Raw genomic sequence first — 14,303 nt, forward strand, 5'->3', positions numbered from 1 at the left:
GCTTTTTTTTTCAAAGTGGTGACAAATGAACGCAATCAATAAAGTTGTGATACTCGGCGGTGGCACCGCGGGTTGGATGGCTGCCGCGGCTCTGGCAAAAGTACTTGGGCATCTTACGGTGGAACTGGTGGAGTCTGAGCAGATCGGCACGGTGGGTGTCGGTGAGGCGACCATCCCAACACTCCTGTTTTTTAATCGCTTGCTGGGGATCGATGAAGTTGATCTGCTGCGCGAAACTCAGGCGACCTTCAAACTCGGTATTGCCTTCGAAAACTGGCGCCGACCAGGCAGTGATTACTTTCACGGGTTTGGCTCTACCGGCAAGGATTTTTGGGCCGCTGGCTTTCACAATTTTTGGCGCCGGGGGATTGAGGAGGGCATGGCCTGCAGCTTTGGTGATTATTGCCTGGAAGTGCAGGCGGCTAGAGCTGGACGCTTTTCTCATGAGGGGGGCATTAATTATGCCTATCATATTGATGCGTCGCGCTACGGCCAGTACCTGTGCAAACTGGCTCAGCGCAATGGGGTAAAACGCACAGAGGGTAGGGTCACCCGGGTTGAGCAGCAACCGCAGACCGGTGACATTGTGGCCCTTGAACTGGCCGACGGTAGCCGTGTGCAGGGGGATTTGTTTATTGACTGCAGCGGTTTCAGGGGGTTGCTGATTGAGCAAACGCTGGCTTGCGGTTATGAGGATTGGTCGCACTGGCTGCCCTGTGATCGCGCGGTAGCCATCGCCAGCGACGTCCTGCCCGACGCGCCTCCCTACACCCGGGCCATTGCCCACGACAGCGGTTGGCGCTGGCAAATTCCTCTGCGCGAGCGCACGGGCAATGGTCTTGTCTATGCCTCGCATCACTTGAGTGATGACGAGGCAGCCGCCCGCTTGTTGAGTGAGTTGGACGGCGAGGCTCACGGTGAACCGCGCTATATCCGCTTTACCACGGGGCGGCGCCGGCAACAGTGGTACAAAAACTGTGTCGCAATTGGCCTGTCAGCGGGCTTTATCGAGCCCCTTGAGTCCACCAGTATTCATTTGATTCAGCAAAATATTCTGAAGCTGATCAAGCTGTTCCCAAGCGACGTGATTCTGTCTCAGGATAGGGACGAATTTAATCGTCATGCTGACTTTGACTATGAGCAGATACTCGATTTTATCGTTTTGCATTACCATTTAACCGAGCGTGACGATTCGGCTTTCTGGCGCCATTGTGCCTCTATGGAGGTGCCGGCCAGTCTGCATGAGCGCATTGCGCTGTTTGCTGAATCCGGACGCTTTTTTGTTCGCAACAATGAGCTTTTCGTGGACTCCTGGTTTCAGGTTATGATTGGGCAGGGGCTGGTGCCCAAGCGTTATCATCGGGTGGTGGCGCAAATGCCTGTGCCTGAGCTGGAGCAGTTTCTGTCATCAATCCGCCGCACCATCAATGCCAAGGTCGAGGCCATGCCTGCCCACAGTTTTTACCTTGAGCGGCTGCTTGCAAAGGCGCAGAGGAGTCGCACCTCCATATCCAGCTACCGCTGAGCCCCACTTTCTTTCGCAATCAGGGCGCTTGCAAGAGCGCCTGTTTCAGTTATAATTATCGTTATTTCAGAAATTACTGAAAATTAAGAAGGCATATGTCACCACTTGTAGAGTCATTTGTCCGCCACTTTGGTGAGATGGGCAGTCGATGGGGTATTAATCGCACCGTAGGGCAAATGTATGCCTACATTGTCTTGGCCGATGAGCCGGTCAACGCCGATGAATTGGCTGCCGAGCTGAGGGTCTCACGCTCGAACGTGAGTATGGGCTTAAAAGAGCTGCAAAGCTGGAACCTGGTGCGGCTAAAGCATATTCCAGGCGATCGCAAAGACTATTTTGTTGCGCCGGAAGATGTCTGGGAAATTGCCTCTACGTTGATCAACGAGAGGCGCAAGCGCGAGATAGACCCTACACTGACAGTCATGCGCGAGCTGCTGATGGACACGCCCAGCTCGGCGGCCGATCGGCATGCACAAAACCGCATCAAAGAAATGTATCAACTGATTGAAATGCTGACCCAGTGGAGCGCCGAAATGCAGAAGCTGAGCCCCAAGCAAATATCGCGTATGCTCAAGCTCGGCGCTGGGGTCAGCAAATTGTTGGGCTAGGGGGGGTGGTACTGCCGGCCTGCGGGGTTTTTTTTGTGAGTTCCAACGTTTTGGGCGAGAGGTAGTCATGCCAGACGTATTTATGCTGTCGCGTATTCAGTTTGCGGCCAACATTACCTTCCATATTCTGTTTCCCACGATCACTATCGCCCTGTGCTGGTTGCTGCTGTTCTTCAAGTTGCGTCACAACAAGACGGGTAACCAAGCTTGGTTGGACGCCTATCGCTTTTGGGTAAAGGTATTCGCGCTGAGTTTTGCGCTTGGCGTGGTCAGTGGCATCACCATGTCTTTCCAGTTTGGTACCAACTGGCCGGGGTATATGGAAACCGTGGGCAATATTGCCGGGCCCTTATTGGGTTACGAGGTACTGACGGCGTTTTTCCTTGAGGCAACTTTTCTCGGCATTATGCTTTATGGTAGCGGGCGGGTGTCAAACAGGCTGCATACCATTGCCACGGCGCTGGTGGCCGTGGGTACGTCGCTATCGGCTTTCTGGATTTTGTCACTCAACAGTTGGATGCAGACGCCAGCGGGTTTTGAAATGCGCGACGGTGTTGCTTACCCGGTGAACTGGTGGGCCATCATTTTCAACCCCTCAATGCCTTATCGTGTGACACACATGCTGTTGGCCTCGGGGCTGACGGCCTCCTTCTTTGTCGCCGGTATCTCTGCTTACCGTCTGCTCAAAGGTGATCTCTCCGATGAGGTTCGTGTCAGTTTGAAAACGGGTGTTTACCTGGCAGCGCTGCTCATTCCCCTGCAAATTTTTGCGGGAGACCTGCACGGGCTTAACACCTTTAAGCATCAACCGGCCAAGGTGGCGGCCATGGAGGGGGTATGGGAAACTGAGGCTGGTGCGCCTTTGCAGCTGTTCGCTCTGCCAAACAGTGAAACCCGCCGCAACGATTATTCGCTGTCCATACCGCGAGGCGCAAGCTGGATTCTGACGCACTCGCCGGATGGAGAAATTCGCGGCCTGAACGAGTTTGAGGGCGAGCATCCGCCAGTGGCCCCGGTGTTTTGGGCATTTCGGGTAATGGTCGGTATTGGGTTACTGATGTTGCTGGTGTCTTGGAGTTGCAGTTGGCAAGTGTGGCGACGGGGACAGCCGGGCGCGCTGTGGCTCAAAGCACTAGTGATGATGACTTTTTCCGGTTGGTTGGCGACCGTGGCCGGCTGGTACGTCACAGAGATCGGGCGTCAGCCGTTTATGGTCTACGGCCTGGTGAAAACCGCGGATCTGGTAACCGACACGGCCAGCGGCAATGTGTTGTTTACTGCCGTCACTTACGTGACGGTGTATCTGGTGCTGATTGTCGCTTTCTTGCATACACTCTTTTACCTGGCCCGCAAGGCCGTCCCGAAAGCGGCTGAGCCCGCCAATGCCAAACTGACAGGAGTGACGTCATGACTGGTGAAGCTTATTGGTTGCCCGTCATCTTTATTCTGCTGATGGGCCTGGCGATTTTAATCTATGCGGTATTGGACGGTTTTGACCTGGGGGTCGGCATTTTAATGCCCATGGACAATCCTGAGGCGCGCCATCTCATGATCGCCTCAATCGGTCCGTTTTGGGACGCCAACGAGACCTGGCTGGTACTGGCGGTGGGACTACTGTTAATCGCCTTTCCTTCGGCGCACTCCCAGGTGCTTGGCTACCTTTACCTGCCGGCGTTCTTTTTGCTCTTGGGGTTGATATTACGAGGCGTGGCCTTTGATTTCAGGGCCAAGGCTCATGCAGCGTTTCAGCAGCGTTGGGATCTGTGTTTTAAATCCGGCTCTGTCATCGCCGCCCTGTCCCAGGGGTATATGTTGGGTATCTATGTGACGGGTTTTGAAGGCGGCTGGTTATCAGTGGCCTTTGGTCTGCTCAGCGCCGTTTGTGTGACTGCTGCCTATGCGTTTATCGGCGCCTGTTGGTTGGTGCGCAAAACCGAAGGCGAGCTGCAGCTGTGGGCGGCCAAGCGCGCGAAGCTGACAGCCGTATGGATGATGATCGGTATTGCCAGCGTTAGCCTCGTCAACCCTATGATGAGTCCTGAGGTATTTGATAAGTGGTTCACTTTGCCCCAGGCATTTTTGCTCTTGTTAATCCCGTTTATCTGCGCGGTATTGTTTACCGTGTTTTTTATCTACCTGGCCCAGTTTCCCTATAAGGGTGATTTCGGCTCCTGGGTGCCTTTCGCCTGCGCCGTGGGTATTTTTGTGTTGTGCTTTCAGGCCTTGGCCTACAGCTATTTCCCTTACGTGGTGCCGGGGCAAGTTACCGTTTGGGAGGCGGCGAGTGCACCGGAATCGCTCAAGTTTATTCTGTACGGGGCCCTGGTGGTCTTGCCAGCCATTGTGATTTACACCGTGTTTGTCTATCGGGTTTTTGGCGGTAAAGCGCAATCGTTAAGTTACGATTGACAGGCGGGGGGCTCGCTTACCGGACAGGCCATCGACTGGATATTGCAACGCAAATTGTCACTCAGTCATGGTAGCATTAGCCCTGCCGGTGAGAGCGCAGCACTAAAGGAGCACACATGGCCGCCAAAAAAAACGCTAATAAAACCTCAGTAAAAAAGCAATCGGTGGCAACACCAGCGGACAAGCACCTCCATGAGCTGCACGGGATATACTTGCCCAAGGCGCAGCACAAGGAGATTCGGCGCTTCAAGCGACTCTATGACGAACCCTCGTTGCATGGCACCAAAGTATGGCGCTCCAGCGCGGTGCTGATGGACTATTTACTGGAAAACCCCATTCGCAAAAAGGCCCGGGTGATGGAAATCGGCTGCGGGTGGGGTGGTTTAAGTTGCTTTATGGCCAGTCATTTTGACTCGCGCGTCACCGCGCTCGATGCCGACGCCGCACTCGAACCCTATGTGGAGTTCGTTAAATCGCTGAACGGCATTAAGAGAGTGGAGTTCGTTACCAAGCGCTTTGAAAAAATCGGTAAAAAAGATCTTGCGGGCGTTCACACACTCATCGGCAGTGAAATTTGTTTTTGGGATGAAATGACCAAACCGCTGTTTAACCTCATTAAGCGAGCGCGGGATGCAGGAGTGAAAAACATCCTGATCGCCGACCCGGGGCGCACGCCTTTTCTCAATTTGGTCGATAGGTGTGAGGCTGCTTTTGACGGCGAAATGCTGGGCCACACCATCAAAAAGCCCTGGAAAACCGAGAAATTTATTCTGCGAGTCACGGGCAAATAGTCGCTCCTGCGGGTGGAAGGCGAGCCTCGACTGCATGCCAGCTCGCCGGGATTTCATCCGTCACCCTGCCAAAAACGTCTGAGCCTTAGGCGGCTGCGCCGACCCGCGATTGCTCGATGCTTTCGGGGACCTCGCGCAACAAGCTCTCGCGCAGACGGCTCGCTTGGCGTTCACTCTCAAGATCCACCATGATCAGAATCTGCCCAGCATCGATGGCCTTTTGAAAATTTTCATAGTCGGTGTTGGGGATGCTCACACCCACCATGGTGCTGGCCCAGGTGCCAAAAGCGGCGCCGCCCGCGGAAAATCCAGCCAGGGCGCCGGCTGCGCTCAAGGCGCTGCCACCAATGGCCAAGCCTGCCGGACCAAAAGCCACTACGCCAATGCCCGCCAGCAGGCCGACACCGGCACCGGTAATACTGCCTCTTTTCGCCGCGTTGATGACGTCGGACTCGTGAGTCAAGTCGGCCTCGGGCAGCTCTTCCAGCTCAACGTCAGAGCGAGCCACCAGGTTGATTTGGGCTTCAGTGATCTCACGCTGCCGCAGAGCTTCAACCAGCTCTCTTGCGTCTTGGGTATCTGAGGCGATTAGAAATAGCGGTGTTGTACTCATGGTGTTTCACCTCCTAAGTGAAGTTATCCATTCGTACTTGGGGTTGCATAAGGCGTACCGGCTGAAATCGCCTATTCACAGGTAATTTCGCGCTTTACTTGGAGTATTGTTGTAAAAGTTACATAAAAATCGCGGTTTAACGGCGCCGCGCTGCGTTTGTGGCTGGCAAAATATTTGCAGTGCTCTGTGTGAAACATGCGGCTGCACACCAGCAAGCCGCACACTGCAGGGCGGCAGCGACAGCCGCAAGTGAGGGCACTATGTACAGAACACAGGAAAAAGTAGCCACAAGTTTTTTGGTGGATGATGCGAACGATTTGATCGCTTCGCATCATGATCTTATCGCCAGTTACCGCGATGCGCTGGAAAAAGCTCGCTCGGATCAACTTGGGCGGTTGTTTCAGGCGTTATTGGAAGATCATCGCGCAGACATCACGCGCCTGAGCGCTGTGGTGAACGAGCACGGCGGCGAGCCAACCGAGAAACCCGATGCTGGCCAGCTGACGGCGAGGTTGCGGGTCATCTTCGGTAACTTGCTGAGCGAAGCGGGCATGGTGCGCGCCATGCTCACGGGCGAGAACAAGCTGTTGCAGGAGTACACACGCGCCATTCGCAATTTGGTGGACAGCCGGGGTCTGGCGGCGGCACTGGAGGCGAACCGCCTGGCGACGCAAACCCGAATCGCCCGCTTGGAAGTGGCCATTGGTATGGACTGAAACGCCCGCTGACGGTTTAGCAGAGCGCGCTATTCGACGAGCCCACACCCAAGGCAATGAGCATAGACCTGCCGGGGCGCGAAGTCCCACAGCTTGGCAGACGGCAGATACTTGCCAAGCGCTTGCCATTGACCAAGAACATCGGGCATGGGCAGTGTGACTCCGACCCCCGCCAGCTGTTGCAGCAGCTGCTCGGTTGGGGTGAGCGGTGGTGAGATTTCACGAATCTCCCAGCCATCCAGTTCGGCGTACTGCGCGGCGGCCGCAAGTGCATCCTCCAGTGTGCCGAGCTTATCCACCAGCCCCAGTTCGGCGGCGCGTGCGCCACTCCAGACACGGCCCTGGCCAATGCGGTCTACCTGTTCCAGGGTCAGCCCGCGCGATTCCGCCACGGTAGACAAAAAACGCTGGTAGATGCTGTCTACACTCAACTGCATGACACGCGCGGCGTCTTCGGTAAGTGGGCGAGTGGGGTTGAGTGCGCCAGCGAGCGGCGTGGTGCTCACTCCGTCTGAGTGGATGCCGAGCTTTTTCAGGGACTCCTCCAGCGTCGGTATCAGACTGAACACACCTATTGACCCAGTGATGGTTGTAGGTAGCGCCCAAATTTCATCGGCGGCAGTAGCGATCCAGTAACCGCCGGAGGCGGCGACACTGCCCATGCTGACGATCACCGGAATACCGGCGTCGCGAGTGGTGACGATTTCCGCCCGAATCACTTCCGAGGCAAAGGCGCTGCCGCCGGGGCTGTCGATACGAATCACCAGGGCTTTGATGCTGCTGTCATCGCGCACCTGGCGCAGCAGCTGAATCAAGGTGTCGCTGCCCACGGTCGCGGGCGGTTGTTCGCCCTCGTAGATGGGCCCAGTGGCATTGATTAAACCCACGTAGGATTTTCCGGGCAGTGGTAAATGCTTTTCATGGCCGAGATAGCGATACCAGTCGACGGACTGAAAGCTGTCGGCCTGCTTGTCGTACCCGAACAGTTCGATCAGCTCAGCGCGGGTTTGTTGACGGCTGGCAACCTTGTCCACCAAGCCCGCGTTGAGTGCCATCTGGGCGGCGTCACCTCGCGCCTCGGCCAGTGCTCTATCGCTGTTGGCAATCAGATCGTTAACGGCGCCTACAGGCAGGGATCTCAGTGCCTCAACGCGACTGGTGTAGTGGTCCCACAAGCTGTTCAGCCACTGACTGTTGTGCTGACGCGAGGCGTCTGACATGTCGTTGCGGGTAAACGGTTCAACGGCGTCTTTGAACTTGCCCGCGCGGAAAATATGAAAGTTGATGCCCAGCTTGTCGATGGCTTCTTTGAGGTAGAGGCGGTGACTGGCGTAGCCGGTCAGCAGTACATGCCCCATGTCGTGCAGATAAATGGTGTCAGCGTAGCTTGCCAGGTAGTACTGGTCCTGCATGTACTCGTCGCCGAGTGCGATAATCGGCTTGCCTGCTTGTTTGAAGTTTTCCAGCGCCTGACCAACCTCGCGCAGTTTGCTGATGCCTCCGCCGGTCAGCTCGTTCAAATCCAGCACCAAATGCGTCACCCGGTCATCCTTTGCTCCTCGGTTGATGGCGTGGACCAAATCGCGCACCAAAGTTTCGCCGTGGCGGCTGTCATTGCCGGCAAGCGCAGCCAGCGGATCGACAGGCTGGCGTTGGTCGACCAGTTGGCCGTGGGGCGTCAGGTGCAGGGCAAAACGCTCGGGCAGCACGTCGGTTTCGCGCTGTCCGAGCGCGACAACCACAATGACGATGATCAGAATAAACAGCAAATTAGCGAGGGTCCGGCGCAGCCAGGTAATGCCGCTCCACAGGGCCGAGAAAAACCCCAGCACCGGGCCTTTGCGCTTGTCGTTACTCACGTATAGGTATCCTTTCGGTCAGTGTTGGGTGATTGAAGCATTCTGATCACGCGCCAGGCGCGCGTGCTGACACCAGCGGCTCGCCATCATCGCCGTGCAAAAAAGCACTACCGAGAGGGTGACACCCAGATAATCGGTCCAGTGGCTTTGCGGGCCCATGGCGGCTACGACCAGTGCGGTAAAATAAAAGAGCACGACAAAACATAGCCAGCTGTAGGTTCGGTGGTGATCGCGCCATATGCCCGGCAAGAACAGCGCCAAAGGCAGGGTTTGCACAGCGAGTCTCACCCAGCTACCAGTGGCCTCGGTGAGGTTGGCCCAGCAAAACAGAACGCAGAGCGCGATAATGGCAAAAGCGCTCAGTGCACGGGCTCTGTGGTAGCGGCGCTCCAGTGGGACGATGTCGTCGGTGGTGTACTGCGGCGTTTTCAAGAGCTACCCCATTAATTTTTTTGCCAACAGGGCAATGCGTTTGCCCTGCGCCTGGCACAATTGCTTTTCGATGTCATCCGGCCCCTGAGCGGCGCTGTCGTCACTCGCCCAGTGTGTGGCGCCATAGGGCGTACCGCCCGTGCGGGTGAGGTTGAGCCCCGCTTCGCTGTAGGGAATGCCGCTGATGAGCATGCCCTGATGCAGCAGCGGCAGCATCATGCTCAGCAAGGTGGTTTCCTGGCCCCCATGCAAGCTCCCGGTGCTGCTGAAAACACCGGCCGGTTTGCCGATCAGGTCACCACCCAGCCAGAGGTCGCTGGTGGTGTCGAGAAAGTACTTCAGGGGAGCGGCCATATTGCCAAAACGGGTGGGGCTGCCCAGCATTAGGGCGGCGCAGTGGCGTAAATCGTCTTTGGTGCAATAGACGGCGCCGCTGTCGGGCACCGCTGACAGGCTGGACTCGGTATCCGGTGAGACCGGCGCTACGGTTCTCAGCCGGGCTTCGATGTCGCCCGCCTGCTCGACACCCCGCGCAATTTCCTGCGCCAGGGCCTGGGTGGTGCCGGTGCGGCTGTAATAGAGCACCAGCACATAGGGTAGGGGTGGGTTCACAGCAGCTCCAGTACGTTTTCCGGGGGGCGGCCCACACGGGCGCTCTTTGAGGTGATGACAATAGGACGTTCTATCAGCTTGGGATGGTTGCACATAAGCTCTATCAGGGCCTCTTCAGACAGCTCTCTGTCCAACTCCAGCTCGCTGTAGAGCGGCTCACCTCGGCGCAGTAGCTGCCGTGCGGTCATGTTGAGCTTTTGCAGTATGGCCTTGAGTTCGCCGGTGGTGGGGGGCGTATCGAGATATTTGATGATCTCTGGTTCAATGCCCCGCTCATGCAGCAGCGCCAGCGCCTGGCGCGACTTGGAACAGCGGGGATTGTGATAAATCTGCATGCAGTACTTCCTGAATCAATTGGGCAAAACGCCCCGATTATAGCGGCACGGGTGGGTTAAGCGCACCCCGCGCAACGATATTGATACTGGCGCCATTGTTAAAAACCGTTTATTGTCTTGGAGTTGGCCCGGCCGCCTTGTCTATAATGGCCCTAATTGACTTTACGTACGGATTTCAGCCAGTTCATGAGTACACCGCTGTTAATTTGTGATGACTCGAAAATGGCGCGCAATCAGGTGGCGCGCGCGCTTCCGGATACCTGGGAAGTGGACATCAGCTTTGCCAGCAATGGCGTGGAGGCCCTGGACGCCATCCGCGCAGGGCGGGGTGAAATGGTGTTTCTCGATCTGACCATGCCGGAAATGGACGGTTATCATGTCCTCGAAACCATTCAGCGCGAGCAACTCAAAAGCGTCGTGATCGTGATTTCCGGCGACATCCAGCCCGATGCCCGCGAGCGGGTGACCAGTCTAGGTGCCATCGACTTTATTCAAAAACCCATCAATGCCGAAAAATTGCAGGAAACCCTGCGCAAATTCGGCCTTATCTGATTGCTAAGCTTGCCTTATGCGCCTGTCCCGCTTTGGTGAAACCTTAAGCGCCGGATCGGGTATTGTCTCGTTGATGGATGACCTTGGGTCTGCGCTGCGTGACAACCCGGACATGTTGTTTCTCGGTGGAGGCAACCCCGCACGGATTCCCGCCGTCGAGGCCGCGCTCAGGCAGGCCCTGACTGACGTGCTCGCCGAGCCGGAGCGCGCTTGGCAGATGCTCGGGGTCTACCAGTCGCCGGCGGGTGATCTGGCGCTGCGCACCGAGCTGGCCGCTCATCTCGCGCGAGAATATGACTGGCCTTTGCGGGCGAGCAATATCGCGTTTGCCAATGGCAGTCAGTCGGCATTTTTTGTGCTTTTCAATCTTTTGGCCGGGGAGATGGCAGAGGGCGGCCAGAGGCATATCCAGTTGCCACTGGTGCCCGAGTATTTGGGTTATTCCGAGCTCGGTCTCGGCGGGGACTTCTACCGTGCTACCCGGCCGGAGATAGAATTGCTCGGCGAGCACTTTTTCAAATATCACGTCGATCTCGAGCGCTTCGCCATAGCGCCCGACTGCGGCGCTCTGTGTGTTTCGCGCCCCACAAACCCGACCGGCAATGTGATCACCGATGATGAACTTGCCGCACTCGATGCCCGCGCCCGGGACGCTGGCGTGCCCCTGATTATCGATGGTGCCTATGGCCTACCGTTTCCCGGAATAGTGTTTACTCAGGCGCGGTCTCATTGGAACGACAATACGGTTTTGGTGCTCAGCCTCTCCAAACTCGGCTTGCCCGGCGTGCGCACTGCCATTGTGATTGCCAGCGAGCCTTTGATCCAGACGTTTGCCCAGGCCAATACCGTGCTCAGCCTCGCCGCCGGCAATGTCGGCCCGGCGATCGCAGGCCAATTGTTGGCCAGCGAACAGCTGCTGGCGCTCGGGAGGCAGAAGGTGGCGCCTTTTTACCAGGCTCGCTGCCAGGAGACCCTGGCACTGATTGAGCGTACCCTGGCGGGTTTGCCCTACCGGATTCACCAGCCGGAAGGCGCGATTTTTCTCTGGCTTTGGTTTCAGGGCTTGCCCATCTCCAGTGAGGCCCTCTATCAGCGGCTCAAGGCGCGGGGCGTGTTGATGATTGCCGGGGAGCACTTTTTCCCCGGTTTGGATGCGCCCTGGGATCATCGCTACGAGTGTTTGCGTATCAGCTACGCACAGAGCACTGAGGTCATCGCCAGCGCACTTTCAGTGCTGGCCGATGAGCTCGCGCGTGCTTACGCGGGCGGCTGAACGCGGCTCAAGCGGTACCAGGGGCGGGCGCTGTCGTGGATGCCGGCCAGGTGTTCCTGCTTGCGCTCGGGGGTGTCAAAGAAAAAATAGTCTTCATTGGGGTGCCGGTGAATCCAGCGTTTGATTTCGTTGGCGCTGACGCACTCAAGCTTGGGGACACCCAGCTTGCGCTCGGCGTTATAGCTTTGATTCCAGTGCACCAGGATTTGATGGCGCGCCCGGCGGAGCGCGTCTTCGGGGTTAAGCGCGGCAACGCGGCGCGCCGTTAAAAAACCGATGACGGGTTGCTCCCCCAGATTGTCAAAGTAAATGCCGGTTCCGCAAAGCACAATGTCAAAGTAGCGGCTCATAGCGTGTGGTGGCGCTCCTGTCAGGCTCCCAGTAGACGGGCAAAGTGCTTGCGCACTCGCACATTATCGAGGCCGGCGATACTACTGGAAAACCCGAACCAGACATAGAGCCCAGCCAAGTTTTTAAACATGGGGGGCAAATACGTTGGCCCAGCGATGTGTCCCTCCTGATAGTGCTGATAGAGCACAGGGATGTCCTCCAGGGTCAGCTTGCCGAGATAGAGCATGGGAATGATCTCGGGTGTGCCGCAGACGATGGCGCTGCGAATAAAACTGACGTTTTCGACAAAGCCTTTGACGTAGCTGATGTCTTTGGTGAAAGCCGCACCCCCTGTGAGTGGGGCGCCACGAAAGACTCTCTGTGCCACTCGGTAGCTGTCCAGTTCGCTGTCGCCGCGCTCGCGAAAGTAGCGGTAGACCTCGATAAAATCCGCGCCCTGTTCGGCCATATCCACCGCCACCACCCGGTCACTGACTTTTTGCGCCCGGCGCGGAAAAGAGCTGAACGTCAGGGTTTCCATCAGTACCGCCATGCCTTCCTGTATGGCGGTGATGCGCGGCGAGCCGACACTTAACCAGGTGGCCCAGGGTTGCGAGCGACCGTTGAGTGTTGTGCCAATGTGCACCCAACCTTCGTGCACTTCGAGGACGTTCAAATCCTGAGCGGTGAACAGGGCGCGGCTGTTCACTTTGATGCAGTCGCCCCCGGCCGCGGCGTCGGAGACGATGTCGTCGCTCAGCTCAACCCGCACCTTGCCGGGGCCGAAGTACTCGTCCATGCGGTTGGTTAAATAGTGCACGGCGTGCTCGGCGTCCAGGGTTCTGCCGCCCGGCGGCAGCAGGTGGTCGGCGGTAGGCAGGCTAAAGACCTGGCACAAATCCTGGCCGAGCTCCAGCAGGGTTTTGTTGTCGCCGGCAATGGTATTGGCCGGTGAGCCGTAAAGTTGGCGGCTGTAGCTGCCAAAGTCGAGGGTGCCCCGGCAGCCGAGCATGGCCAGCACCTGACGGTACTGTTCGGCGGTGTTACGCAAAATACCGCCGAGCGCGTCTGATGGGCCAAGCTGCCGGTTAATTTCCCCGACCAATTGCGAGAAAGCTTCCGCCAGCCGGTGGCGGTCGAAGGGCAGGGGCATGTGCTCGTAGTAATCCCGGTTCACCGCCGGTAATCGCTTGCCGTCGCTTTCAAGAAAAGCTTCCTGTACGCCGGCGGGCCACTTGATGGCATCGAGAATGCGAATGGGGCGTTGCAGGGCGACCAGCTGATCTGACAGGGTCTTAACGCGTTCCAGGTAAGCTTGGGTTTGTGAATTGGGCATGGCTCGGCACTCGCCTGACTGCTGACACGGAATGCCGGGAATCTCCGGCTGCTACTCGGTGGCAGTGTAGCTGCGCGGGCGCCGCCTGTCTGCAGTCTGAGTCGCTTTTCATCCCAGCGCTCTTGCGGCATAGTAGGCGCCATGGCTTATATCGCACTCGTGCGTCTGCATGAACTCTACGATGGCTACCGTCAGCTTGTTCGGCTCGGTGGGCGCGAGCTGCTTTTGCTGCAAGAACAGGGGCGGGTCTATCTGCTGGCCAATCAGTGTCCCCATCGCCAGGCGCCTCTCAGCCGGGCCAGCGTGGCCGGCGATTTACTGCGCTGCCCGGCGCACGGTATCGAGTTTTCTCTCGGCTCGGGGCGGGCGTTGAATGCCCCCGATTGCCCCGGTCTGACTTTTTATCCCCTAGTCTATGAGGGCAACACGCTAGGCATTGAGCAGCCCTAGGTGACATTTGCCCTGCCGGTGTTTGCTCACTTCCGCCGCCGCACGCGTATTGGCCAGTTTGCGGGTCTTTATGCGGTTTCTCAGCGGCCGCCACTGAGGTATAATTGCGCCCTTTTTTAGCAGCCAGGCATGTCTGGATGCGTTGTTTGTCGGTAGGTTTACTGTGGAGATAAAGCTATGCCTATCTATGAATACCGTTGTGAGGCCTGTGGCCATGAGCTGGAAGCATTGCAAAAACTCAGCGATGCGCCCCTGACTGATTGTCCTGCCTGCCAGGATTCGGCTCTGGTAAAGAAGATTTCGGCAGCCGGTTTCCGCCTTAAGGGCGGTGGCTGGTACGAGACCGATTTTAAGGCGGGCAGTAAGAAGAACATTGCCGGGGACGGCCCGGCCAAGGCCGATGCTGGCAAGAAGACAGAATCCACACCGGCAGCGCCGGCCAGTTAACCCGGGCTCTGCCCA

The 14,303-nt window shown here is 57.3% G+C and carries 17 protein-coding genes; 10 read left to right on the forward strand and 7 right to left on the reverse strand.

Going from position 1 to position 14,303, the window contains the following annotated elements; all coding sequences use genetic code 11:
* Nucleotides 1-25 precede the first annotated feature (25 nt).
* The 5 genes from QWI16_RS07895 to QWI16_RS07915 all read left to right on the forward strand — a co-directional run bounded on the left by QWI16_RS07895 (nt 26) and on the right by QWI16_RS07915 (nt 5,333).
* Nucleotides 26-1,525: a tryptophan halogenase family protein gene (locus tag QWI16_RS07895; protein ID WP_302712254.1), complete on the forward strand. Its 1,500-nt coding sequence runs from the start codon at nt 26-28 to the stop codon at nt 1,523-1,525.
* A gap of 95 nt (nt 1,526-1,620) precedes the next feature.
* Complete coding sequence (locus QWI16_RS07900) at nt 1,621-2,133, forward strand: GbsR/MarR family transcriptional regulator (RefSeq protein ID WP_302712255.1); 513 nt, start codon at nt 1,621-1,623, stop codon at nt 2,131-2,133.
* Between the two features lie 67 nt (nt 2,134-2,200).
* On the forward strand, nt 2,201-3,544 hold the full coding sequence (locus QWI16_RS07905; protein WP_302712256.1) for a cytochrome ubiquinol oxidase subunit I: 1,344 nt from the start codon (nt 2,201-2,203) through the stop codon (nt 3,542-3,544).
* The gene (locus QWI16_RS07910) at nt 3,541-4,542 is read left to right on the forward strand and encodes a cytochrome d ubiquinol oxidase subunit II (protein ID WP_302712257.1); all 1,002 of its coding nucleotides are present in this window, start codon (nt 3,541-3,543) and stop codon (nt 4,540-4,542) included. Before QWI16_RS07905 ends, QWI16_RS07910 begins: the two co-directional genes overlap by 4 nt.
* A 116-nt stretch (nt 4,543-4,658) precedes the next feature.
* Nucleotides 4,659-5,333, forward strand: coding sequence for a class I SAM-dependent methyltransferase (locus QWI16_RS07915; RefSeq protein ID WP_302712258.1), 675 nt, complete (start codon nt 4,659-4,661; stop codon nt 5,331-5,333).
* An 85-nt stretch (nt 5,334-5,418) separates the two neighbouring features.
* Here QWI16_RS07915 and QWI16_RS07920 read toward each other — a convergent pair whose 3' ends face one another.
* Nucleotides 5,419-5,946, reverse strand: a complete 528-nt coding sequence (locus tag QWI16_RS07920) for a hypothetical protein (RefSeq protein WP_302712259.1) — start codon at nt 5,944-5,946, stop codon at nt 5,419-5,421.
* Nucleotides 5,947-6,206: 260 nt separating this feature from the next.
* Here QWI16_RS07920 and QWI16_RS07925 point away from each other — a divergent pair, with 260 nt between their 5' ends.
* Entirely contained in the window at nt 6,207-6,662 is a 456-nt protein-coding gene (locus QWI16_RS07925; protein ID WP_302712260.1) for a DUF2383 domain-containing protein, read from the forward strand.
* A gap of 29 nt (nt 6,663-6,691) precedes the next feature.
* Here the strand turns inward: QWI16_RS07925 and sppA are convergent, their stop codons facing one another.
* The 4 genes from sppA to arsC are packed head-to-tail and all read right to left on the reverse strand — an operon-like array spanning nt 6,692 to nt 9,900.
* Nucleotides 6,692-8,521 (reverse strand): signal peptide peptidase SppA, encoded by a 1,830-nt coding sequence (gene sppA / locus QWI16_RS07930; RefSeq protein WP_302712261.1) that lies wholly within the window; start codon nt 8,519-8,521, stop codon nt 6,692-6,694.
* A gap of 18 nt (nt 8,522-8,539) precedes the next feature.
* Nucleotides 8,540-8,953 (reverse strand): DUF2069 domain-containing protein, encoded by a 414-nt coding sequence (locus QWI16_RS07935; protein ID WP_302712262.1) that lies wholly within the window; start codon nt 8,951-8,953, stop codon nt 8,540-8,542.
* Between the two features lie 3 nt (nt 8,954-8,956).
* Entirely contained in the window at nt 8,957-9,565 is a 609-nt protein-coding gene (gene wrbA / locus QWI16_RS07940) for an NAD(P)H:quinone oxidoreductase (protein WP_302712263.1), read from the reverse strand.
* Nucleotides 9,562-9,900, reverse strand: a complete 339-nt coding sequence (arsC, locus tag QWI16_RS07945) for an arsenate reductase (glutaredoxin) (protein ID WP_302712264.1) — start codon at nt 9,898-9,900, stop codon at nt 9,562-9,564. Before arsC ends, wrbA begins: the two co-directional genes overlap by 4 nt.
* 186 nt (nt 9,901-10,086) lie before the next feature.
* On the opposite strand from arsC, the gene QWI16_RS07950 reads away from it, so the two are divergent.
* Nucleotides 10,087-10,452 (forward strand): response regulator, encoded by a 366-nt coding sequence (locus QWI16_RS07950; protein WP_302712265.1) that lies wholly within the window; start codon nt 10,087-10,089, stop codon nt 10,450-10,452.
* A 16-nt stretch (nt 10,453-10,468) separates the two neighbouring features.
* Nucleotides 10,469-11,725 carry a valine--pyruvate transaminase gene (locus QWI16_RS07955; RefSeq protein ID WP_302712266.1) on the forward strand — a complete coding sequence of 419 codons (1,257 nt, stop codon included), beginning with the start codon at nt 10,469-10,471 and terminating at the stop codon, nt 11,723-11,725.
* On the opposite strand, the gene QWI16_RS07960 is transcribed toward QWI16_RS07955, so the two are convergent.
* Nucleotides 11,710-12,075 carry a hypothetical protein gene (locus QWI16_RS07960; RefSeq protein WP_302712267.1) on the reverse strand — a complete coding sequence of 122 codons (366 nt, stop codon included), beginning with the start codon at nt 12,073-12,075 and terminating at the stop codon, nt 11,710-11,712. The two genes, QWI16_RS07955 and QWI16_RS07960, sit on opposite strands and share 16 nt — an antisense overlap.
* Nucleotides 12,076-12,095: 20 nt before the next feature.
* A complete protein-coding gene (locus QWI16_RS07965; RefSeq protein WP_302712268.1) occupies nt 12,096-13,391 on the reverse strand; it encodes a flavohemoglobin expression-modulating QEGLA motif protein in 1,296 nt (431 codons plus the stop codon).
* A gap of 141 nt (nt 13,392-13,532) precedes the next feature.
* On the opposite strand from QWI16_RS07965, the gene QWI16_RS07970 reads away from it, so the two are divergent.
* Nucleotides 13,533-13,841: a Rieske (2Fe-2S) protein gene (locus tag QWI16_RS07970; RefSeq protein ID WP_302712269.1), complete on the forward strand. Its 309-nt coding sequence runs from the start codon at nt 13,533-13,535 to the stop codon at nt 13,839-13,841.
* A 177-nt stretch (nt 13,842-14,018) separates the two neighbouring features.
* Entirely contained in the window at nt 14,019-14,288 is a 270-nt protein-coding gene (locus QWI16_RS07975) for an FmdB family zinc ribbon protein (protein WP_302712270.1), read from the forward strand.
* Nucleotides 14,289-14,303: the final 15 nt, after the last annotated feature.

The sequence above is a fragment of the Gilvimarinus algae genome (genome assembly GCF_030518215.1).
Taxonomy (GTDB): Bacteria; Pseudomonadota; Gammaproteobacteria; order Pseudomonadales; family Cellvibrionaceae; genus Gilvimarinus; species Gilvimarinus algae.